The organism is Enterobacter cloacae complex sp. 2024EL-00227 (genome assembly GCF_043945315.1).
Classification (GTDB): Bacteria; Pseudomonadota; Gammaproteobacteria; order Enterobacterales; family Enterobacteriaceae; genus Enterobacter; species Enterobacter roggenkampii.
The window spans coordinates 1-21,086 of the sequence record NZ_JBIMQP010000028.1; the positions used below are offsets into that span (position 1 = coordinate 1).

The window sequence follows — 21,086 nt, forward strand, 5'->3', positions numbered from 1 at the left end:
CGTCTGCGCTTCTCTGGACCTAAAACATCAATCATTCGGACTCCAACGACTAGTCTAAAAACTAGTATTAAGACTATCACTAACTTAAGTGATACCAACTGTCTGGAGATTCATGGGGCCAGTCTAGCATCGCACGCAGTAAATTCAGGGCGTTGGGTTTGATTTGGTAGGCCAGAGCAAGGAAAATAATTTAGAGGAAGAGCTTTACCTAATAGTTGCAAGTTGACTCTTTCGTATGTTCACTGCACTTAAAAAACCGTATAGCTTTTGCTATACAGAATCCATATGATATGCTTGTAAAGCAATCGCTATACAAGGAGCGCACTCATGAAATCAGATGTTCAGCTCAACCTTAGAGCTAAAGAATCTCAAAGAGCACTTATTGATGCTGCAGCAGAGATTCTCCATAAATCACGCACGGACTTCATCCTGGAAATGGCATGTCAGGCTGCGGAGAATGTGATCCTCGATCGTCGCGTATTTAATTTTAACGATGAGCAGTATGCAGAGTTTATCGATATGCTCGATGCACCGGTTTCGGATGAGGCGGCTATTGATAAACTTCTGGCAAGGAAACCTCAGTGGGACGTGTAACAGCACCAGAACCATTATCCAGCTCCCATCAACTAGCAGAGTTCGTCAGTGGTGAGGCAGTACTTGATGACTGGCTTAAACAGAGGGGATTAAAAAACCAAGCTCTTGGTGCAGCACGAACGTTCGTCGTTTGTAAAAGAGACACTAAACAGGTTGTCGGTTTTTACTCTCTGGCCACCGGCAGCGTTAACCACGTGGAAGCAATGGGAAGCCTCAGGCGCAATATGCCAGATCCAATTCCCGTAATCATACTTGCTCGCCTGGCAGTTGATGTTTCATACCGTGGCCAAGGGCTCGGGGCCGATTTACTGCATGATGCAGTTCTGCGCTGTTACCGTGTAGCTGAGAATATAGGAGTCCGTGCGATTATGGTTCATGCACTGACTGAAGAAGCCAAAAACTTTTATCTTCACCATGGCTTTAAGGCATCACAAACTCAGGAACGGACATTGTTTTTAAAGTTACCACAGTGAGGTTTGAGGAAGAAAGGGGCTTGTTCGATATTTAAGATATTGATTTATAATGATTTTACTATTGAATTTAACATAATCTTTGTTATGCGAACCGGCTTTGTAACTGCAATATTCTGATGTCACTTTTAACCCATTTAGTGATGTCACTTTTTCTGGCATAAAGGATCCAATCCTCAGGCCATGGAGACATCAGGATGCTTGTGACCATGTCAGATAAAGAACTCAGCCGGATCAACGTCATTCAGTCAGTTGTTGATAAACGCATGCGCCGTCGTGATGCTGCTCATCAGCTTGCTCTGACCGAACGTCAGACACAGCGGTTAATGAACCGTTTTCGTGAGTCTGGTGCCGCAGGTCTGGCAAACCTTCGGCGTGGACACCCCGGTAATCACAGGCTTCCTGAGTCACTGAAGCTGCGTGTACTTTCTTTACTTCACGATAACTACAGCGACTTTGGACCAACGCTTGCCGCAGGAAAATTGCGCGAACGCCATAACATCACGGTGTCTGTTGAAACGCTCAGAAAATGGATGACGGCTGAGGACTCTGGGTCCCATACTCACGTCGCAGGCCACGTGTTCATCAACCCAGATACCGGCGTGACTGCCTCGGAGAACTTGTTCAGATCGATGGTTCCCCGCATGACTGGTTTGAAGGACGTGCCCCCAAATGCTGCCTGCTCGTCTTTATTGATGACGCGACTGGTCGCCTGATGCACCTTCGCTTTGGTGAGACTGAATCAGCCTTTGATTACATGATGGCCACCCGCGAGTATCTCGAGCAACACGGCAAGCCCCTTGCGTTCTACAGCGACAAGCACGGCATTTTCAGGGTCAATAATGGTGGTTCAACCACAACCGGTGTTACCCAGTTTGGCCGCGTGCTTTCTGAACTGGGGATCGAACTGATTTGTGCCAACAGTCCGCAGGCTAAAGGCCGCGTAGAGCGAGCAAATCAGACACTTCAGGATCGGCTTACCAAGGATATGTGTCTCGAGGGAATCAGCAGTATTGAAGCAGCCAACGCCTGGCTGGATACCTTCATTGCCGACTTCAATCGTCGCTTCGCAAGACCAGCAAAATACCCCAAAGATCTGCACCGAACCGTGGCTGAAAGCAACGAAGAGCTGGATGATATCTTTGCCTGGCAGGAACTGCGTAAGCTGTCTAAAACGCTGACATTCCGCTATGACAAAATGATATATCTGGTTGAACCTAGTGAAGAAAATACTCGCATCGCTGGCGAAAAAATAACAGTCTTCGACTATCCGGACGGCACGCTGGCATTCAAATACGGTTACCGTTCACTCAAATATCAGGTGTTCGACAAACTGGAATGTGTCGACCAGGGGCAAATCGTTGATAACAAGCGTCTTGGGGCTGTTCTGAAACTCGCTCAGGACAAGATGGACGAACTGGAGCGGGACGGGAAACGGGACCGTAGCAAGAAGATGCCTAAAAGGCGGGCACAGGCCCGGGTGCAGGAACAAGTAAGAGCTATCAATCCGGTGCTGGCAAACCCAGCGGAATTCAGGGCCAGCCTGAAACGTTAGTCCCCTGCTCTTTTTGGGCTTATGTAGCGAATTTAACCACCGCTATGTGATGAAGTGCAAACTTCTGAAAAGACGCCGGTTGGTTTTATGACTGGTAACCCTCATTACAATCTTGGTATCACTACCACAGCATGCAAGTTTAAATCTGTTTTCACTCAGGAGATTTTTATGGGCATTAAAACTGGTCCAAAACCAATCGCTAAATCAACTGGAAAAGAAGATAAACGTCAGCGTGTAACGCCGGAGAATAAACCAAAGCATCCCGGCCTGAAGGAACACGACCATAAAAAAGGCGAATAACAGCTTACTGATATAGCCTCTCAATCACAGGCATGGACGTCATTCATGCCTGCTTTCCTCTGCAAAAACTATCTTCCCTTTCGTTCTGCAAGCTATTTTAGGTGACATTTGAAACTGGCTAAATGAGGTGACATTTTAATCTTGCAATAACAGGCTTTGTTAGAACCATTTAGTAATGTCACTTTTGGGGCTGCGGATGTTTTCCTGGACTGTTATGTTGTGATCCCAAGATGCTGCCGGTACTTCACAGGACTCATTGCACCTAATGATAGCTTGATACGTTTCTCGTTATACCAGCGTATGTACCTGTCCAGGAAGCAGATAAATTTTTCCAGCGTGATACCCGCCCAGTCTCTGCCATAGAACATTTCGTTTTTGATACGCCCGAAGAAGCCTTCACACGCAGCATTATCCGACGAGCATCCTTTGCGCGACATGGACCTTATAAGTCCGGAGGTGTTGATACGCTCGAGCCAGCCCGGCCACCGGTAATGGCCACCACGATCGCTGTGTATCACCGGTTTATCATGTTCGTTGAGCGTATTTTTCCGGTGCCGGACCGATTTCGCCACAGTAAGAGTTATATCGTCGTCGCCTGGTGCGCTTAACAACGAGCTGCTCTTCTGCCATCAGTCTGCGGACAACCTTTTCAGAAATAACCCTGTTGTTACTGCGAAGCATCGCGTGAAGGCGCCGGTAGCCGTAACAGCGGTAATTCTCCTCAAAGATATCGGCCATGATCACGCGTATTTCCGCATACTTATCGTACAGACGTTTGCTGGCTTTGTGGTAAAAATAACAGCTGCGGGCAAGTTGCAGAACGCTTAGCAACTCAGCAACGGGGTACTTTTTCTTAAGGGCATCAACTATCAGGGTTTTCTCCCTGTTTTTCAGTTTCAGAAAGCTGATGCCCAGATCTTTTTTTATCAGTTCATTCGCCTTTGTCAGTATGTCACGTTCGAGCTGCAGCTGATGAACCTGCTTCCTGAGACGCTGGATTTCACCGAGTAAAGTATCCTGATTTTTATCCTGAGGGGCTGCCTTTCGTTTGCGCATGGATTGATAAGCCTCGTCACTGATAAGGTCTTTCTTCCATTTGTACAGGACCGGGACGCTGACGCCTATGCTTTGTGCAACTTTACGCGCGGTTCCACGTCGGTTACAGAGCTCCCGGACGGCCTGAGACCTCTCTTCCGGGCTGAAGCATTTGCTTGTGCCTGAGCGAATGACCAGGGGACGCGCATTTGGGTAAAACTCTTCAATCCAGCGCTTTAGAATTTCGTTACTGGGGTAGCCGATGGCTCGGCGAGTGTACGACAGGCAACCACCGTGAGTAAGATAATGCTCAACAGCAGCAATTTTCTGTGTACGTGAATAGCGTTCTCTTGGTTTTAATTCCCTGGGTAAATCGCCCTTCTCTTCATAAATCCGAACCCAACGGCCCAGCTGTTTTGTGGAAGGATATCCCAGCTCCATGACGACAACGGAGGCATTCTTTCCGTACCGGTAATAGAGTTCGACGGCCCGAATCCGGTCCTCGTATGAATGCATAAATTAACTCCTGAAGGTCCAGGAATTTGTCCACATGAAGTGGTCAACAAAAACTGGCCACCGCGTTAGAGTTTTTCCAGTATCGGTTTTCTGATTCGTTTGGCGGTAACCCACCATTATATTCGTGCGGTCTTAGTGCGCTGTAATATCCAACGATATAGTCCGTTATTGCGTGAGCTGCATCGCTGAAGCTTACATAGCCCGTCGCCGGCACCCATTCGTTCTTCAGACTCCTGAAGAAGCGCTCCATTGGGCTGTTATCCCAGCAGTTTCCACGCCAACTCATACTTTGCCTGATCCGGTATCGCCACAGTAACTGCCGGAACTGCCTGCTCGTATAATGGCTGCCTTGATCGCTGTGGAACATCACCCCGACGGGCTTACCACGGGTTTCCCATACCATTTCCAGTGCTTTCATGGTGAGCCTGCTGTCCGGCGAGAACGACATGGCCCAGCCCACTGGTTTTCTTGCGAACAGGTCGAGAACAACGGCGAGGTACGCCCAGCGCTTACCCGTCCAGATATAGGTCACATCACCGCACCACACCTGATTTGGTTCCGTTACGGCGAACTGTCGCTCAAGATGATTCGGGATAGCAACGTGCTCATGACCGCCACGCTTATACCGGTGAGTCGGCTGCTGGCAACTGACCAGCCCCAGCTCTTTCATGAGTCTGCCAGCAAGCCAGCGCCCCATCTGGTAGCCTCTCTGGGTTGCCATTGTGGCGATGCTTCTTGCTCCGGCAGAGCCGTGGCGGATGCCATGCAGTTCAAGTACCTGACTGCGTAATACAGCCCGTCTGCCGTCTGGCTTTTCAGGACGGTTTTTCCAGTATTTGTAGCTGCTGCGATGAACCCCGAACACATGGCAGAGAGTGGCCACAGGATAACGCGCCCTGAGTTTCCCGATTATCGAGAACTGTTCAGGGAGTCTGACATCAAGAGCGCGGTAGCCTTTTTTAATATTTCATTTTCTATTTCAATACGTTGTAGCTTTTTCCTGAGCTCACGGATTTCAATTTGTTCCGGGGTAATGGGGGAGGCTTTTGGTGTTTTGCCCTGCCGTTCATCACGTAATTGTTTCACCCATCGCGTCATTGTGGAAAGGCCGACATCCATAGCGCTGGCTGCATCTGCCACGGTGTAGTTCTGGTCAACGACCAGTTGAGCGGATTCGCGTTTAAACTCTGCGCTGAAATTTCTTTTTTTCATTATGACACCTGTGTTGTTCTGAGGTGAGCATATCACCTCTGTTCAGGTGGCCAAATTCAGTAAACCACTTCAGGACGCCCCGGGTGATGCAAGTACTAGTTCGATGTGGTTTGCGACCATATATCCGGCGTCGTTAGTAGGTTCAATGACCTGCGCCATGATGTTATCCGAGCCCTGTTTCCTAATCACTACACCGGTATTTGATTACCCAGGTCAACTTCAGGCTGTTACAGGGACGGCAACCGTGTCAGCACATCCTTGAGATAGGCATACGGATCGTGCCCATTATTACGGGCCGACTGGATCAAACTCATGATCGCAGCAGCGCGCTTGAGTATGCGAACCCACGCCGAGCATTTGAGAAGGCAACGGGATGAACGCTGGCTGGATAGCCGTGGTTTTCTGGGTAGGCAGCCGAATCCATTTGTGGTCGAGGTTGGCATTGAGGCTGTAGCCCAAGGCGATGTTTGCGATGGAGGCACCGGGTTCAGAACACTCCTGAATGACCTGAGCCTTGAAAGATTTGCTGTAGGTACGGCGCTGAGGGCGCATGGAAAATCCGCTTGATGGGCCATGGCCTTCGGCGGCGGTGTCGGGAAGGTGTGTTGGCCGGACGGATACTGTTGAACTACGTTGTCTGGGGTAACGGAAGTGTTTCGGCCCGACTCTGGAACGCGATCCGCAGCGACGACTGGGCAATTCCGCACGTTGGCCTGAGCAGCCTCGGGGAAATCGTCGTCTGGGCGCGCCCAGACGAGTTTCCGCCAAGGAACATGCAGACGAGCAAGGGGCTGCGGGCACTCGGCTACAACGTGAGGATCGGTGTTTGATCGAGGCGCCTGTGGCACACGCAGGCTGAGGAGCCAGGCGCTGTCCATTGCCTGATCAGGCCGCCCCCCTGTGCCTTGCCTGAGCAGTTGACCTGCATCAATGGGGCGGGAGAACGCTGCACATTGACTCTTGAAGTTATTCATAGTGGGTCTAATATTACAAAGTATTGCAAGGATTTCCTTGGCCGGAACCGCAAAGCGACGCGATTGGAGAGGGTGAGATGAAAGCGCACCTACAGGTGATTTTCACGCTCGATGAATTGGCTGCGTACTTGAAAGTCGGCAAGCGGACGCTTTATCGGCTCGCCGCACACGGGGAAATTCCGGCTTTCAAGGTGGGCGGGACGTGGCGGCTTCGTCAAAGTGAAATCGATCAGTGCATCAATGATCAGACCCGAGCCGGAGCAAAGAAGGAGGTGATGCGCAAGCGTGAACAGCAGAAGTCATCCGAGCAGCCCGTGTCGCCTGGGCGCACTGCCCGTCGCAGCAGGCAAAGGGCTTGAGTAACTCGTTTTCCAATTTTTCTGGAGGTATGACATGGACATCGATTTCAAGAAGTTGGCTCCCTGGAACTGGTTCAAGAACGAGCAGCAAGAGCAGCAGACCGCCTCTTCCCTGCCGGTGCAGCGCAATGACCTGCCAGCGGCGAGCGGGCCAGTCAGCCCGATCCTGCAACTGCATCGGGAAATCGACCGGCTGTTCGATGACGCATTCCGGGGCTTCGGTTTTCCGGCGTTGAACATGCCGCAGTGGCCATCCGATTGGTCGGGCATGCTGAAGCCGGCCCTGGACATCCAGGAAACCGACAAGCAGTACAAGATTACCCTGGAAGTGCCCGGTGTCGAGGAGAAGGACATCCAGATAACTCTCGACAACGACGTGCTGATGGTGCGTGGCGAGAAGCGCCAGGAACAGGAGAAGAAGGAAGGTGGCTTCCACCGTGTGGAGCGCTCCTACGGCAGCTTTCAGCGTGCCTTGAACCTGCCTGACGACGCCAACCAGGATTCGATCAAGGCATCGTTCAAGAACGGGGTGCTCACGGTCACGATCGACAAGCGCGAGGTCAGCGCGCCGAAGCAGGGACGCTCGATCCCGATCAACGGCTGACGTCGCCGGCTCGTTCGTCACAAGAAAAACCCGGCACGAGACGAGGAGTCGCGGCTCGCGATGCCTCGTCGCCTCAACCTTGTCAACCTTCTCAGGAGCATCAGCATGGCCAGAAAACAATGCCAGGTCTGCGGCCAACCCGCCACCGTGCGGGTGGAAGCCAATCTCAACGGTCGTAACAGCACCATGCTGTTGTGCGACGACCATTACCGGCAATTAGTGCGCCAGCAAAAGCGCACCGTTTCGCCGCTGGAAGCCTTGTTCGGCTCGCGCAGCGGCCTGTTCGAGGACTTCCTCGGCAGTGACTTCTTCCGCATCGGCGAAGACGCGACGCCAGTTGCCGCCGATACCGATGACGTGGTCGATGCCTCGTTTGGCGAGCCCGCCACCGCAGGTTCGGGTGCGCCGCGCCGTCGCGGCAGTGGGTTGGCCAGCCGCATCAGCGAACAGTCGGAAGCCTTGCTGCAGGAGGCCGCCAAACACGCTGCCGAATTTGGCCGCTCCGAGGTGGATACCGAACATCTGCTGCTGGCGCTGGCCGACAGCGACGTGGTCAAGACCATCCTGGGTCAGTTCAAGATCAAGGTCGATGACCTCAAGCGGCAGATCGAGTCTGAGGCCAAGCGCGGGGACAAGCCCTTCGAGGGCGAGATCGGCGTGTCGCCGCGCGTGAAGGATGCGCTCAGCCGCGCCTTCGTGGCCTCCAATGAACTCGGCCATTCTTATGTCGGTCCAGAGCATTTCCTGATCGGTCTGGCCGAGGAAGGCGAAGGGCTGGCCGCCAACCTGCTGCGCCGCTACGGCCTGACGCCGCAGGCGCTGCGCCAACAGGTCAGCAAGGTGGTCGGCAAGGGCGCCGAGGATGGCCGCGCTGAGACGCCGACCAACACGCCAGAACTCGACAAGTACTCGCGCGACCTGACCAAGATGGCGCGCGACGGCAAGCTCGACCCGGTGATCGGCCGCGCGCAGGAGATCGAAACCACCATCGAGGTGCTGGCCCGGCGCAAGAAGAACAACCCGGTGCTGATCGGCGAGCCGGGTGTGGGCAAGACCGCCATCGTCGAAGGGCTGGCGCAGCGCATGGTGGCGGGTGAAGTGCCCGAGACCTTGCGCGACAAGCGCCTGGTGGAACTCAACATCAACGCCATGGTGGCCGGCGCCAAATATCGCGGCGAGTTCGAGGAGCGCGTGCAGAAGGTGCTGAAGGAGGTGACCGAGCACCAGGGCGAGCTGATTTTGTTCATCGACGAGGTGCACACCATCGTCGGTGCCGGCCAGGGCGGTGGCGAAGGCGGGCTGGACGTGGCCAACGTGTTCAAACCGATGATGGCGCGCGGTGAACTCAACCTGATCGGCGCCACGACGCTGAACGAGTACCAGAAATACATCGAGAAGGATGCCGCACTGGAGCGGCGCTTCCAGCCGGTGACGGTGCCCGAGCCGACGGTGGCCCAGGCCATCATGATTCTGCGCGGCCTGCGCGACACCTTCGAGGCGCACCACAAGGTCAGCATCTCCGAGGACGCGATCATCGCGGCGGCCGAGTTGTCCGACCGCTACATCACGGCGCGCTTCCTGCCGGACAAGGCGATCGACCTGCTCGACCAGGCGGCCGCGCGCGTGAAGCTGTCGGCCACGGCCCGGCCGGTGGCCGTGCAGGAGCTGGAGTCCGAACTGCACCAGCTACGGCGTGAACAGGATTACGTGGCCGCGCGCAAGCAGTACGACCAGGCCGCCGAGCTCGGCAAGCGCATCGAAGCCAAGGAGGCCGAGCTCAAGAAGCTCGTCGAGGACTGGGAGCGGGAGCGGGCCTCCGGCAGTGCCGAGGTCAAGGCGGAACACGTGGCGCAGGTTGTCTCGCGCCTGACCGGCATCCCGGTCAACGAGTTGACGGTGGAAGAGCGCGAAAAGCTGCTGCACTTGGAACAACGGCTGCACGAGCGCCTGGTGGGACAAGACGAGGCGGTCCGTGCCGTGGCCGATGCCGTGCGGCTATCCCGCGCCGGCCTGCGCGAAGGCAGTAAACCGGTGGCTACCTTCCTGTTTCTGGGCCCGACCGGGGTGGGCAAGACCGAGCTCGCCAAGGCATTGGCCGAATCGATCTACGGCGATGAGCACGCCCTGTTGCGCATCGACATGTCGGAATATGGCGAACGCCATACCGTGGCGCGGCTGGTGGGCGCGCCTCCGGGCTATGTCGGTTACGACGAAGGCGGTCAGCTCACCGAGAAGGTGCGGCGCAAGCCCTACAGCGTGCTGCTGCTCGACGAGATCGAGAAGGCACACCCTGACGTCTACAACATCCTGCTGCAAGTGTTCGACGACGGTCGCCTCACCGACGGCAAGGGCCGGGTGGTGGATTTCACCAACACTATCATCATCGCCACGTCCAACCTGGGTTCGGACATCATCCAGCGACGGCTGAAGGCGCGTGAGGCGGCTGGCGAGGAGTACGAAAAGACCAAGGCCGAGGTCATGGACGTGCTGCGCGGCCACTTCCGGCCCGAGTTCCTCAACCGCATCGACGAGATCATCGTCTTCCATGCGCTGGGCAAGGAGGAGATCCGCCACATCGTCGGCCTGCAGCTCGATCGCGTGGCGCGCAGCGCCGCCAGCCAGGGCGTGACGCTCACTTTCGATCAGACGCTGATCGACCATTTCGCGGAAGAAGGCTACAAGCCCGAGTTCGGTGCGCGTGAACTCAAGCGCCTGATCCGCAGCGAGCTGGAAACTGCGCTGGCGCGCGAGATGCTCGGTGGCGGCATCGGCAAGGGCGATCACGCCAGCGCACGCTGGGACGACAAGGCCGAACGCGTGGTGTTCGAACGCAAAGAGCCACCGCAGACCCCGGCCGAGCCGGAGCAGCCGGATGTCGCGAAGGCGACCGAGACGCCGCACGGCGACGCTGGCAAAGACTCGAGCAAGAAGAAGTCGGCGAGCGACGCATCTTGATGGCGGGCGAGGCTGCCGTGTCCGACTCCATCAGCCTGGCATGGGCAGCCTCCCTGGCATCGATCGCGGTGGCGGTCGTGGCCGCGGGTCACGCGGTCGTCTACAAGCGTGATCCGCGGTCGGCCACGCCGTGGGGGCTGCTCATCAGCGGCGGCACTGCCCTCCCGCTCGCTGGCCATCCGTTTGCGTGACGGTGCGGCCCGTCTGTTCACCTGATCCTCTGGCAACTCGACTTTCGAGGAACACGGTCCATGGAAAAAAAGAATCAATGGAATACCGGCTACTGGATCGTTGCCCTCCTGCTGTTGCTGAGTTTGCAGAGCTACTGGCAGACGGCGAAAACCGTCGAGCCGGTGCCCTACAGCGAGTTCGAGAAGGCGCTGGACGAGGGGCGCGTGGCCGAAGTGCTGGTGTCGGATCGTACGGTGACCGGGCGCCTGAAGTCGCCGGACAGCCGGGGCAAGACGACGATCGTGGCAACGAGGGCCGAACCCGATCTTGCCGATCGCCTGTCGAAGTACGACGTACCCTATGCCCGCGTGTTGGAGAGCACCTGGCTGAGCGATGTGCTGTCGTGGATCCTGCCAGCGGTATCCTTCTTTGGCGTCTGGTTCTTCCTGTTCCGCCGCTTCGCCGAGAAGCAGGGCATGGGCGGGTTTCTCAACATCGGTAAGAGCCGCGCCAAGGTGTTCGTGGAAAAGAACACCGGTGTGATGTTCGCCGATGTGGCGGGGGGGGGATGAGGCCAAGGCGGAGCTGGTCGCGATCGTCGATTTCCTGAAGAATCCGCAGGACTATGGCCGTCTCGGGGCGCGCATTCCCAAGGGCGTGTTGCTGGTCGGCCCACCGGGCACCGGCAAGACATTGCTGGCCAAGGCTGTTGCCGGGTGGCCGAATCGACCCAGGCGCGCATCGATCAGGCTATCCGCGACATCGTGATGGGCGTGTTCGAGCGCGCCTACCGGATACTCGACATCAACCGCGCGGTGCTGGAGCGCTGTGCGCGCGAGCTGCTGGCGCGGGAAACGCTCGACGAAAGCGATATCCGTCAATTGACTCAAGGACTTGTTCGGAACTGAAAACAGTAGTAGGTGCCATTCAGAGTAAACCGACGGCTCTGTTCAGTGCGTCATCCAATTCGTCGGCATTGTTCAAGGAGAACCGATATGTCTGCATTGACTCCGTGGGACCCCTTCCGGGAACTGGATGAATTGCAAAACCGCCTGGCGACGATGTTCGGACGAATACCCCAGCGACAGGGCGCCCGTACCGGCAACGAAGCCATGACCACGGCGGACTGGGCTCCAATGGCGGACATCAGCGAGGATGAGAACGCATTCCTCCTCAAGCTGGATCTGCCGGAGGTCCCCAAGGATGCCGTGCGCGTCAGCGCGGAAAACGGTGTGCTCACCATCAGCGGCGAGCGCAAACTGGAAAAAGAGGAGCAGGGCAAGAAGTTCCACCGCATCGAACGTGCCTATGGCCGCTTTGTGCGCAGCTTTGTCTTGCCTGACAACGTTGATCCGACCAAGGTGACGGCTTCCATGAAAGACGGCGTGCTGGAAGTGCGGCTTGTCAAGGCCGAGCAAGCCAAACCGAAACAGATTGAAATCTCAGTCAACTAACTTCAATCAAGAGCCCAAGATCATGAATATCAAACAGCCACAATACACCTTCTCCGCACTTGCCCTGGCGGTCGTCGTCGGACTGAGCGGACCGGCTCTGGCCCAATCGGCGGCAGGTTCTAGCCCAGGTGCTGCAGCACCCTCTGCCGCATCCAAGGCGGCACAGCCACAGGTAGATGACAAGGCCGCCCGGGAAGCCGATAAAAAGCGTGCCGAGCTCACTCAAGACGCCATCACGGCGCTCACCAAGACCCAGGAGGCTTTGACCCTCCTTGATGCAAACAAGACCCAGGAGGCGCTTGCTGCGCTGGAACTGGCCAGCGGAAAGCTGGAACTGGTATTGGCACGCGACGCCAAACTTGCTTTGGCGCCGGTCGATGTACGCGTCATCACCCACGATATCCACGCCAACGTGGAATCGGTAAAGAAAGCGGTCAAGTTGTCTCGGGAGTTGTTGGGTGATGGCGAGGTGCAAAAGGCCCGGCCCATCGTTGCCAATCTGGCCAGCGAAATCGTAATCCAAACCGACAACCTTCCGATGGCAACGTACCCGGCAGCGATCAAGTCGGCCGCACGGCTCATCGACAGCGGCAAGATCGACAACGCCAAAGCGGAACTCGCCCGAGCACTGAACACGCTGGTGGTGACCTCGGTCGCCTTTCCTCTGCCCGTGCTACGGGCCGAAGCCGCGATGGCAAAAGCTGAAAAGCTGGCCGAGACCGACAGGCGCGATGCCAAGCAGAACGAGGAGCTCAGCACCTTGCTGTCGTCCGTGCGCACGGAGATCGAGATGGCGCAGATCCTGGGTTATGGCAAGAAGGCGGACTTCAAACCCATCTTCGATCAGGTGAAGTCCATTGAGCAAAAGTCGGCTGGTGGCAAAAGCGGCAAGGGATGGTTCGACGAGTTGAAGACGCGCATCCAAAAGCTGTTTTGAGGTGATGAAGGGGCTGACTGCTCTGTCGGTCAGTCTCGCGATGTTCGCATTCAGCCCCAATAGATTCGCCTATTTTCACTATCTCATACGAGGCATATCACCATGAATGAGCAAACACCGAATCCCAATGCGACGAACGAAGGAAAAAACGAACAGGCCGCGGTAAGCAGCCTTCCTGTCAGTCCAGAGTCCAAGCCTGAAGTCGTCACGGAGGTACAGCCTGAGGTTCAGAAAGAAACGGACTCGCAGGCGGCAGACAAACGTAAACAAGTCCTCGATGAGGCAGTCTCGGCCTTGTCGCTGACCAAATCAGCGCTGGCCGCACTTGACGGCAAGGACACTGCACGCGCATTGGCAACGCTGGCCGAAGTGACGGGAAAGCTGGAGCTGATCGTCGCGCGCGAACCCACGCTCGCCCTGGCCGGCGTTGATGTGCGCACCATCGTGCACGACTTGTTCGCCAACACGGAAACCATTGAGGCGATGACCGACGAGGCGCTGGATGCCCTCAAACATGGCGAGGTGCAACAGGCTCGCCACGTGCTGGCTTTGCTGGCCAGTGAAATCGTGATCACGGTCACCAACATCCCTTTGGCGTCCTATCCCGCAGCCGTGAAGGCAGTCGTGCCGCTGATCGATCAGGGCAAGATCGAAGAAGCCAAAGCCGCGCTGCAGTCAGCGCTCAGCACGCTGGTCGAGGAGCGCAGCGTGCTTCCGCTGCCCGTCCTGCGTGCGAAGCTGCTCCTGAAGCGCGCCGAGCCCCTGGTAGAAGATGGTCAGCGCAGCGAAGCATCCAATGAGCGCCTGGAGACATTGTTGAACGAAGCCCGGCAGCAGTTGGAAATGGCAGAACTGCTGGGCTATGGAAAAAGGAAGGACTTTGAGCCCCTGTACGCTGAACTCAAGAAAATCAAGGAAAAGACGGGAGGGGGAGGCTGCGGAAAAGGCTGGCTCGATGAAGTCAAGGCAAAACTGTCCAGGTTGTTCTGAAACCGCTGGAGAGGGGGCGCATAGCGCCCCCTCTCTTGTCCCATGAGTGTTTGATTTTTTATTTTGTATAGATCTTTAGGAGATATTGCATGAACACAGACACCATCGCCAATTCCAATGCGGATGACCCCACCAAAGCACTGTGTTCGCTGAGCCAAAATTGGTGGCTTTTTGTGCTGCGCGGTGTCTTGGCATTGATTTTTGCAGCCCTCGCGTTCTGGATGCCACAATCGGCTCTGTTGGCCATGACCATCATGTTCGGCGCATTTTCCTTGGTCAATGGCGCGTTCAACTTGTTTGCAGCGGTGCGCCATATCCAGAAAAAAGAGCGCTGGGGCTGGCTGCTGTTCAGCGGCATTGTCGGCATACTTACGGGCGTCGTCGTCCTGGTTGCTCCTTGGGTCGCCACGATAGTCTTGGCTTCTTTTTTATGGGCTAGCGTGGGCTTCTGGGCGATTTTCACCGGTGTGCTGGAGATATCCGCCGCCGTTCGGCTGCGTCGGGAAATCAAGGGTGAAATCTGGCTTGCCCTCAGTGGACTGCTCTCGATTATCTTTGGTGCTATCGTCTTGTGGATATTTTTTACCCGTCCGGTCGAGTCATTCGTGGCCGCAGGCTGGCTGTTGGGTTTCCATGCGGCAGTCTATGGCGTCACGCTTTTGTTCTTGAGTTGGAGTCTTCGCAAAACGCGCCTGGGGTAAGAGCGTGCCAAACCAAAATCTATGGATATGAGCATCCTCGATTCATGCCTCCATAGAAATGACATCGAAGGAGTCATACATGCAGATACAATATAGCTATCGAGCTATCGACAAAGAGTTTCATGAACCTTGGCAGAGAGCTTTGGGAAATGTGATCGAGCACGCCCTCAAGCCATTGCTCGACAAACACACTAAAGATTCAGCGCGACTTCAAATCGTCCTTGATCGCGACAAGATCAAGCGGCAATTTCTGGCCAGTGGCTATATGCACCTGCCCGGCAAAAAGATTGTCAGCGTTACTGCATCACATGACGAGCTGACGCCCCTCGCGCAGATGCTCGCACAGTCGTTGTTCCGTCAGGCCAAGAAGCATTTTGACCGACTGCATGCTCAGGATCAAATCAAGCGCAAAGCACGACGCGAGCGCTTGCGCGAGCTCAAGGTGCGGATTGCCGCAAAACCCGCATCAGCCGCCCATGAGGCCGAGGTGACCCGAATGCCTCTACTGTCGAAACTTGAGGCTGTCGCAAGGCGTGAGCTGGCTTATCTGCGGGCCGTCGGCGATTTACCGCGCGATTATCCGACGCTGCGCGACGTGGTGGATGAAGCGATTGTCCGAGCTAAGGTGGAATGGCAATCCGTGCCGGGGGAAAAAGAGGCTTACACCGGTCTTTTGAAGCATCTGTTCGCCGTCCTGGATAACGAAGTGGCAAGCAGCCGGCAATTTGGCGAATTCGTTTCTCTGGACGCGCCGGTCGAACCGGATGCCCAAGACGTGGCCGAGGCCATGGTGGAAGAGGAAATCTTCGAATTTTATCAGCACGATGACACACTCAAGCTGGCCGATATTTTCGCTGGCAGTCAGCATCCCGATGTCGCAACGATCGCGGAACAGGAGGAGCTGATTGATCGGTCGAGCGAGTTCGCTTTTGCATTTGACCTGCTGAAGGACATGCCGCGTTTGTGGCGGCGCATTTTTCTGCTTATCCGTGTGGACGGGCTGAATGCCAGCAGCGTCTCTGAAATCCTGCTGATTCCTAGTAAGGAAGATGCTGTCCGAAGGTGGCTCATGCAGGCCGAAGCATTCATCGCTGCTCATCTGGAAGAGGCCGGAGTAAGCAAAAACGGGAACGATTGGCTCCAAGGCGTTGATTGGTCGGCATTGTCTGTGACCCGAAGCGAGGCAGCCTCACTGTGGTCCAAGGAGGCGAACCATGAAAAATGAGCTTCACCTCGTCTGCCCGCATTGCCAGTCCATCAACCGCGTACCGACTGCGAAGCTATCGGAACATCCCAACTGTGGCCGCTGCCAGCAGCCCTTGTTCACGGGCGAGCCCATCGAGTTGACCACGGCGACGTTCTCGCGCCACGTGGAGCGCAGCGATCTGCCGCTGCTGGTCGATTTCTGGGCGCCATGGTGCGGGCCGTGCAAGATGATGGCGCCACAGTTCCAGCAAGCGGCACACCAGCTCGAACCGAGGATCCGGCTGGCGAAGGTGAATACCGAGGCTGAGCCCCACCTGGCCGCGCAGTTCGGTATCCGCAGCATCCCGACGCTCGCCCTGTTCCAGGGTGGGCGGGAGATCGCCCGTCAGGCCGGCGTGATGGGCGCGCAGGACATCGTGCGCTGGACGTCGACGCAAGTGGGACGCTGACCGATGCAGGGCTTGCTCGGCACTACGCTAATCCTGCTGGCGGCTTGCAGCCTGGCGGCGATGGCGACGGCGGCGTTCAGAGTGCCCGCCTTGCTGGGGTATCTCTCTGTCGGCGTTGTACTGGGCCCCTCAGTCATCGGCGTGATCGCGCCGGGGGAGACGCTGAGCTTTCTGTCCGAGCTGGGCGTGGCGCTGCTGTTGTTCATGGTCGGACTGGAATTCTCCCTCGGAGACTTCTGGCTCGCCCGCAGGACGGTGCTGATGGCGGGCGCTCTGCAGATGATCGCCGTGGCCCCGCCGCTGATCCTGCTATTGATGTGGCTGGGGCAGCCCGGCCAGAGCGCCGCGCTGCTCGGCACTGCGGCGGCCATGTCGTCCACGGCGCTGGTCAGCCGACAACTGGCCGACCAAGGCGAGCTCACCACCCGCCACGGACGCAGTGCCATCGCCGTGCTGGTCTTTCAGGACCTGGCCAGCGTGCCCCTGCTGGCCTTGCTGGCGATCTGGGCGCGCGGCGAGTCGCCGAAGATCGAGCATGTGCTGCTCGAAGTATTCGGTGTGCTGCTGCTGTTCGCGGCAGCGGCCCTCGTCTCGCGCCGTCTGTTGCATGGCCTGCTGGGCTGGGTGGCGCGGCGGGGCCACGAGGAATCGTTCGTGCTCGTCTCCTTGTGCGTGGTGGTGGCTGCCGCCGCTGCTGCGCACGCGGTCGGCGTATCCGCCGCCCTGGGGGCCTTCCTCGCCGGGATGGTGCTGGGCGAGAGCGACTTCCGGCACCACATGGAAAGCCACCTCAGGCCGTTTCGCGATGTGTTGTCGGGCGTGTTCTTCGTGACCATCGGCCTGCAACTGGACGCAGCACAGATTCTTTCGGCACCGCTGGCGGTGCTGGCGTGGCTGGTGGTGCTGGTACCGGTCAAGATCCTGCTCAATACGCTGGCCTTGCGGGCGACGCGCCTGTCCGCCCTCGATGCCTGGCGCACGGGCATAGCGTTGGGGCACGGCGGCGAGTTCGCCCTGCTGTTGTTGGGCACGGTCTTGCAGCAGCATCTGATCCCCGCGACCGTCGTCCAACCCATGCTGGTCGCGCTGGTGCTCAGCATGGCCCTGGCACCGCTACTGATCCGCCATCACGATGTACTTGCCCGGTTCTTGAGCCGCACCGGCGGCGTCATTCAGCCACCCCAGGCTGAAGAAGTCGAGATCGCCGCGCAGACGACGCGATATCGAGACCATGTCATCGTTTGCGGCGCGGGCGAGCTTGGCCTGACAGTCAGCGAGATTCTTCGCCACGCCGGCGTGGCGCATCTGCTGCTGGAGGCGGACGCGCAGAAGGTAGAGGCCGCGCGTGCCGCCGGCGCGCCGGTGTTCCATGGCGATGCCAGTCGGCCCGATACCTTGCTGGCTGCCGGCTTGACGCATGCGCACTTGGTGGTGCTAACGTTCGCCCATGCCCAGCAAGCGTTGCGCATCGCCCAGGCGATTGCCGAGCGCCGTCCGGCGCTAACCTTGTGGGTGTCATGCAGAAGTACGACCGCGGCCGATGCATTTCGCGCCATGCCTAACGTGCGCGTTTATCAGCAATCCTTTGCCGCAGCTATTGGGCTGGCGGAACAGGTGATGTCGACGCTTGGCATGTCGACCGAGTTGATTGAAGGACACATCAGTGCAATGCGCCGCCGTCTCGACAGCAGCCGTTTTCCAGGGAGTTCATCGTCATGAAATCAAAACGCCTTAACCCATTTCAGGTCTTGCGTGACCAATTGGCCATCATGAGTTTTTACGAGCGCTTCGAGCAGGTCGTCGCGCTCGTGCTGTCGGCGGTGATCGCCGTCATCATCATGGTGTCGCTGTTCCAGCTCATCTCCATCGTCTTCACGCTGCTGGTTCTCGATGCCTTCAATCCCCTGGACCACAAGGTATTCCAGAGCGTGTTCGGCATGATCATGACGCTCTTGATCGCGATGGAGTTCAAGCATTCCATCGTGCGCGTGGCGCTGCGTCGGGACAGCATCATCCAGGTTAAGACGGTGGTCCTGATCGCGGTGATCGCACTCTCCCGCAAGTTCGTGATCCTCGACTCCGACGCGAGCCCCGCAAAGATAGCCGCGCTGGCAGGCGCCACGCTGGCTCTGGGTGCGACCTACTGGCTGCTGCGCAAGCGCGGCGACCGCGCCGCCGAGACCTCTGAGCATGACCCGTCATCATCCGAGTGATCCGCGCACTGCGCTCTTGCAACACCGCTGGCTCAACCGCCTGCAGACCGGGCTGTTGGTCCTGACCCTGGTCGGGATCGCAGCCGCAGCAGGGAGACTGCCATTTGGGGAAGGCTGCCTGTGGCTCGCGCTGTTTGCCGTTGCAGGTGCGTTGCTGCTGGACCCGGTAGCCGCGTCGGCGCTGAGCTTGCGCCTGTACCGCGTACGGGCCTTGCACCCGCAACAAGCCCACGAGATGTGGGCCCTGTTGCGCGAGCTGCCCGCCACGCCGGTGCCGCACTATGTGCCCAGTGCCGTCGTCAACGCCTTCGCCACCGGATCGAAGCAGGAGGCATCGATCGCCCTCACCGATGGCCTGCTGCGCAGCCTGAGCCCACGCGAGCTGGCGGGTGTGCTCGCGCACGAGGTCGCGCACATCACTAATGAGGATCTGCGTATCATGGGGCTGGCGGATTCCGTCAGTCGCCTCACGTGCCTACTGGCCCTTATGGGACAGATCGCGATCCTGCTCAGCCTGCCCGCGCTGCTGGTTGGCGCGGCGGAGGTCTATTGGCCTGGTCTATTGTTATTGGCCGCATCGCCCCAACTGGCCCTGCTCGCACAGCTCGGCTTGTCTCGCGTGCGTGAGTTCGACGCTGACCGCCTTGCGGCGGAACTGACTGGCGACCCGCAGGGGCTGGCGTCCGCGCTGGCGAAAATCGAGCGGGTCAGCCGCTCCTGGCGTGCCTGGCTATGGCCGGGATGGGGCAATCCCGAGCCCTCCTGCTTGCGCACGCGTCCGGCAACGCAAGAGCGCATCGCACGCCTGCTGACGTTGGCGCCTGGGCCAGCATCAGCGTTGCCACTCCGCGCGCCCCATTTTTTGCCGGAATCCGCTTTGGCGACGCGCCCACCGCGCTGGCGCCCGAGCGGGCTGTGGCGCTGATTGCCCATCAACAGGAGACGTCTCATGGCCTATCTCGACCCGTACCAACGCCCCGCGCCGGACCGCTTCGTCCGGCGCTGGCTCTTCATCACCGCCTGTATTGCCGCGCTCATGCTGCTGTGGCAGTTTCTGTCTGCCATCGAGGCCTGGTTCAGTCCGCGCGAGGCAGCAGAACGCACCGTGATGGCGCGTGGCGATCTGGCGGCGGACGAGAAAACCACCATCGAACTGTTCGAAAAATCGCGCGCCTCGGTGGTCTACATCACCACCGCGCAATTAGTACGCGATGTCTGGACGCGCAACGTGTTCTCCGTGCCGCGCGGCACTGGCTCGGGCTTCATCTGGGACGACGCCGGCCACGTCGTCACCAACTTCCACGTCATCCAGGGCGCGTCCGAAGCCACCGTCAAACTGGCCGACGGCCGCGACTACCAGGCCGCGCTGGTGGGGACGAGCCCCGCGCACGACATCGCCGTGCTCAAGATCGGCGTCGGTTTCAAGCGCCCGCCGGCCGTGCCGGTCGGCACCAGTGCCGACCTCAAGGTGGGTCAGAAGGTGTTTGCTATCGGCAACCCCTTCGGCCTGGACTGGACGCTCACCACTGGTATCGTCTCCGCGCTCGACCGCTCGTTGCCGGGAGAAGCGGGCGGCCCGGCCATCGATCACCTGATCCAGACCGACGCCGCCATCAACCCCGGCAATTCCGGTGGCCCGCTGCTCGATTCGGCTGGGCGGCTGATCGGCATCAATACCGCCATCTACAGTCCGTCTGGCGCCTCGGCCGGAATAGGCTTTGCGGTGCCGGTCGATACCGTCATGCGCGTGGTGCCGCAACTCATAAAGACCGGCAAGTACATCCGTCCGGCGCTGGGCATCGAGGTGGATGAGCAGCTCAACACGCGTCTGCAGGCGCTGACCGGCAGTAAGGGCGTATTCGTATTGCGCGTGACGCCGGGCTCGGCGGCGCACAGGGCCGGGCTCGTCGGCGTCGAGGTCACCGCAGGCGGCATCGTGCCCGGCGATCGCGTTATCAGCATCGACGGTATCGCCGTTGACGACGTCACCACATTACAGGCCCGGCTAGACGACAAGAACGTTGGAGATGTTGTGGTCTTGTTAGTGGAGCGGGCCGGCAAGACTCGCGAGATGCTTGTGGAACTACGACCGGGAGTTTGATGGAAAGTGGGTCATGGATCTGCACAGCGAAGCAGCCAAGCGACTTCAGCCTTGCGCCGAACTACGAGCCCTAGCTAGGGATGGTCTGAAGTAGCCCTGTATTTCCGGCTGACTTCTGCCACTGCTGATTTTGAAAGCGGTGAACCGATCAAAAACGATCGGATTGGACTGACCCCACGCCCGTAGACAAATTCTGTCCTCACGATGAGGCCTGTTCGAAGGCCTCCGGACTGAGGCCGCCGAGGTGACTGTGGCGCCGGGCCCGGTTGTAGAACACTTCAATGTAATCG

General features: G+C 58.0%; 22 protein-coding genes and 4 pseudogenes. 21 read left to right on the forward strand and 5 right to left on the reverse strand.

The window, feature by feature from the left end:
* Nucleotides 1–327 precede the first annotated feature (327 nt).
* The 4 genes and pseudogenes from ACHH0Z_RS24175 (at nucleotide 328) to ACHH0Z_RS24190 (ending at nucleotide 2,919) form a co-directional block, all read left to right on the forward strand.
* Entirely contained in the window at nucleotides 328–594 is a 267-nt protein-coding gene (locus tag ACHH0Z_RS24175) for a DUF1778 domain-containing protein (protein ID WP_007869691.1), read from the forward strand.
* Complete coding sequence (locus ACHH0Z_RS24180; RefSeq protein ID WP_013087269.1) at nucleotides 582–1,067, forward strand: GNAT family N-acetyltransferase; 486 nt, start codon at nucleotides 582–584, stop codon at nucleotides 1,065–1,067. Before ACHH0Z_RS24175 ends, ACHH0Z_RS24180 begins: the two co-directional genes overlap by 13 nt.
* A gap of 206 nt (nucleotides 1,068–1,273) precedes the next feature.
* A pseudogene (locus ACHH0Z_RS24185) lies at nucleotides 1,274–2,619 on the forward strand (ISNCY family transposase).
* 168 nt (nucleotides 2,620–2,787) lie between these two features.
* Nucleotides 2,788–2,919, forward strand: a complete 132-nt coding sequence (locus ACHH0Z_RS24190) for a hypothetical protein (protein ID WP_255409921.1) — start codon at nucleotides 2,788–2,790, stop codon at nucleotides 2,917–2,919.
* Between the two features lie 212 nt (nucleotides 2,920–3,131).
* Here ACHH0Z_RS24190 and ACHH0Z_RS24195 read toward each other — a convergent pair.
* The 4 genes and pseudogenes from ACHH0Z_RS24195 to ACHH0Z_RS24210 all read right to left on the reverse strand — a co-directional run bounded on the left by ACHH0Z_RS24195 (nucleotide 3,132) and on the right by ACHH0Z_RS24210 (nucleotide 6,234).
* Nucleotides 3,132–4,470, reverse strand: a pseudogene (locus tag ACHH0Z_RS24195) (IS3 family transposase).
* Nucleotides 4,471–4,513: 43 nt separating this feature from the next.
* A protein-coding gene (locus ACHH0Z_RS24200; RefSeq protein ID WP_120256988.1) for an IS3-like element ISEc52 family transposase occupies nucleotides 4,514–5,682 on the reverse strand; the annotation gives its coding sequence in 2 pieces (ribosomal slippage) (nucleotides 4,514–5,433 and nucleotides 5,433–5,682; 1,170 coding nt in all).
* 227 nt (nucleotides 5,683–5,909) lie between these two features.
* Nucleotides 5,910–6,014: pseudogene (locus ACHH0Z_RS24205) on the reverse strand (transposase domain-containing protein); the annotation flags it as partial.
* On the reverse strand, nucleotides 5,971–6,234 hold the full coding sequence (locus tag ACHH0Z_RS24210; protein WP_004118209.1) for a transposase: 264 nt from the start codon (nucleotides 6,232–6,234) through the stop codon (nucleotides 5,971–5,973). The gene ACHH0Z_RS24210 and the pseudogene ACHH0Z_RS24205, both read right to left, overlap by 44 nt.
* A gap of 14 nt (nucleotides 6,235–6,248) precedes the next feature.
* On the opposite strand from ACHH0Z_RS24210, the gene ACHH0Z_RS24215 reads away from it, so the two are divergent.
* From ACHH0Z_RS24215 to ACHH0Z_RS24295, 17 genes and pseudogenes are all read left to right on the forward strand, one after another.
* Entirely contained in the window at nucleotides 6,249–6,512 is a 264-nt protein-coding gene (locus ACHH0Z_RS24215; RefSeq protein WP_001295708.1) for a hypothetical protein, read from the forward strand.
* Between the two features lie 221 nt (nucleotides 6,513–6,733).
* The gene (locus ACHH0Z_RS24220; RefSeq protein ID WP_000643630.1) at nucleotides 6,734–7,015 is read left to right on the forward strand and encodes a helix-turn-helix domain-containing protein; all 282 of its coding nucleotides are present in this window, start codon (nucleotides 6,734–6,736) and stop codon (nucleotides 7,013–7,015) included.
* Between the two features lie 34 nt (nucleotides 7,016–7,049).
* A complete protein-coding gene (gene hsp20, locus ACHH0Z_RS24225; RefSeq protein ID WP_000350436.1) occupies nucleotides 7,050–7,619 on the forward strand; it encodes a small heat shock protein sHSP20 in 570 nt (189 codons plus the stop codon).
* A gap of 105 nt (nucleotides 7,620–7,724) precedes the next feature.
* Entirely contained in the window at nucleotides 7,725–10,574 is a 2,850-nt protein-coding gene (clpK, locus tag ACHH0Z_RS24230; RefSeq protein ID WP_004118798.1) for a heat shock survival AAA family ATPase ClpK, read from the forward strand.
* A complete protein-coding gene (locus ACHH0Z_RS24235) occupies nucleotides 10,574–10,765 on the forward strand; it encodes a hypothetical protein (RefSeq protein ID WP_017146640.1) in 192 nt (63 codons plus the stop codon). The genes clpK and ACHH0Z_RS24235 overlap by 1 nt, the downstream gene beginning before the upstream one ends.
* A 60-nt stretch (nucleotides 10,766–10,825) precedes the next feature.
* Nucleotides 10,826–11,462, forward strand: a pseudogene (locus tag ACHH0Z_RS24240) (ATP-dependent metallopeptidase FtsH/Yme1/Tma family protein); the annotation flags it as partial.
* Nucleotides 11,462–11,653, forward strand: a complete 192-nt coding sequence (locus tag ACHH0Z_RS24245; RefSeq protein ID WP_004118789.1) for a hypothetical protein — start codon at nucleotides 11,462–11,464, stop codon at nucleotides 11,651–11,653. The pseudogene ACHH0Z_RS24240 and the gene ACHH0Z_RS24245, both read left to right, overlap by 1 nt.
* An 87-nt stretch (nucleotides 11,654–11,740) precedes the next feature.
* Complete coding sequence (hsp20-GI, locus tag ACHH0Z_RS24250) at nucleotides 11,741–12,199, forward strand: small heat shock protein sHSP20-GI (RefSeq protein ID WP_001275372.1); 459 nt, start codon at nucleotides 11,741–11,743, stop codon at nucleotides 12,197–12,199.
* Nucleotides 12,200–12,221: 22 nt separating this feature from the next.
* The gene (gene yfdX1 / locus ACHH0Z_RS24255; RefSeq protein ID WP_032664836.1) at nucleotides 12,222–13,136 is read left to right on the forward strand and encodes a heat resistance protein YfdX1; all 915 of its coding nucleotides are present in this window, start codon (nucleotides 12,222–12,224) and stop codon (nucleotides 13,134–13,136) included.
* A gap of 102 nt (nucleotides 13,137–13,238) precedes the next feature.
* A complete protein-coding gene (yfdX2, locus tag ACHH0Z_RS24260) occupies nucleotides 13,239–14,126 on the forward strand; it encodes a heat resistance protein YfdX2 (protein ID WP_004118195.1) in 888 nt (295 codons plus the stop codon).
* Between the two features lie 89 nt (nucleotides 14,127–14,215).
* A complete protein-coding gene (hdeD-GI, locus tag ACHH0Z_RS24265; RefSeq protein ID WP_045408995.1) occupies nucleotides 14,216–14,827 on the forward strand; it encodes a heat resistance membrane protein HdeD-GI in 612 nt (203 codons plus the stop codon).
* 79 nt (nucleotides 14,828–14,906) lie between these two features.
* Nucleotides 14,907–16,052, forward strand: coding sequence for a hypothetical protein (locus ACHH0Z_RS24270; RefSeq protein ID WP_032664837.1), 1,146 nt, complete (start codon nucleotides 14,907–14,909; stop codon nucleotides 16,050–16,052).
* On the forward strand, nucleotides 16,042–16,482 hold the full coding sequence (gene trx-GI / locus ACHH0Z_RS24275) for a heat resistance system thioredoxin Trx-GI (RefSeq protein WP_029039045.1): 441 nt from the start codon (nucleotides 16,042–16,044) through the stop codon (nucleotides 16,480–16,482). Before ACHH0Z_RS24270 ends, trx-GI begins: the two co-directional genes overlap by 11 nt.
* A 3-nt stretch (nucleotides 16,483–16,485) precedes the next feature.
* Nucleotides 16,486–18,201 (forward strand): heat resistance system K+/H+ antiporter KefB-GI, encoded by a 1,716-nt coding sequence (gene kefB-GI, locus ACHH0Z_RS24280; RefSeq protein WP_023280940.1) that lies wholly within the window; start codon nucleotides 16,486–16,488, stop codon nucleotides 18,199–18,201.
* Nucleotides 18,198–18,695 (forward strand): heat resistance protein PsiE-GI, encoded by a 498-nt coding sequence (gene psiE-GI / locus ACHH0Z_RS24285; protein WP_001514138.1) that lies wholly within the window; start codon nucleotides 18,198–18,200, stop codon nucleotides 18,693–18,695. The genes kefB-GI and psiE-GI overlap by 4 nt, the downstream gene beginning before the upstream one ends.
* On the forward strand, nucleotides 18,673–19,620 hold the full coding sequence (locus ACHH0Z_RS24290; protein WP_023332903.1) for a zinc metalloprotease HtpX: 948 nt from the start codon (nucleotides 18,673–18,675) through the stop codon (nucleotides 19,618–19,620). Before psiE-GI ends, ACHH0Z_RS24290 begins: the two co-directional genes overlap by 23 nt.
* Nucleotides 19,621–19,644: 24 nt before the next feature.
* Entirely contained in the window at nucleotides 19,645–20,796 is a 1,152-nt protein-coding gene (locus ACHH0Z_RS24295) for a S1C family serine protease (protein WP_032629948.1), read from the forward strand.
* Between the two features lie 199 nt (nucleotides 20,797–20,995).
* Here the strand turns inward: ACHH0Z_RS24295 and ACHH0Z_RS24300 are convergent.
* Nucleotides 20,996–21,086 (reverse strand): IS3 family transposase (locus tag ACHH0Z_RS24300; RefSeq protein ID WP_326491880.1); only part of this gene is annotated, 91 nt, incomplete at its 5' end.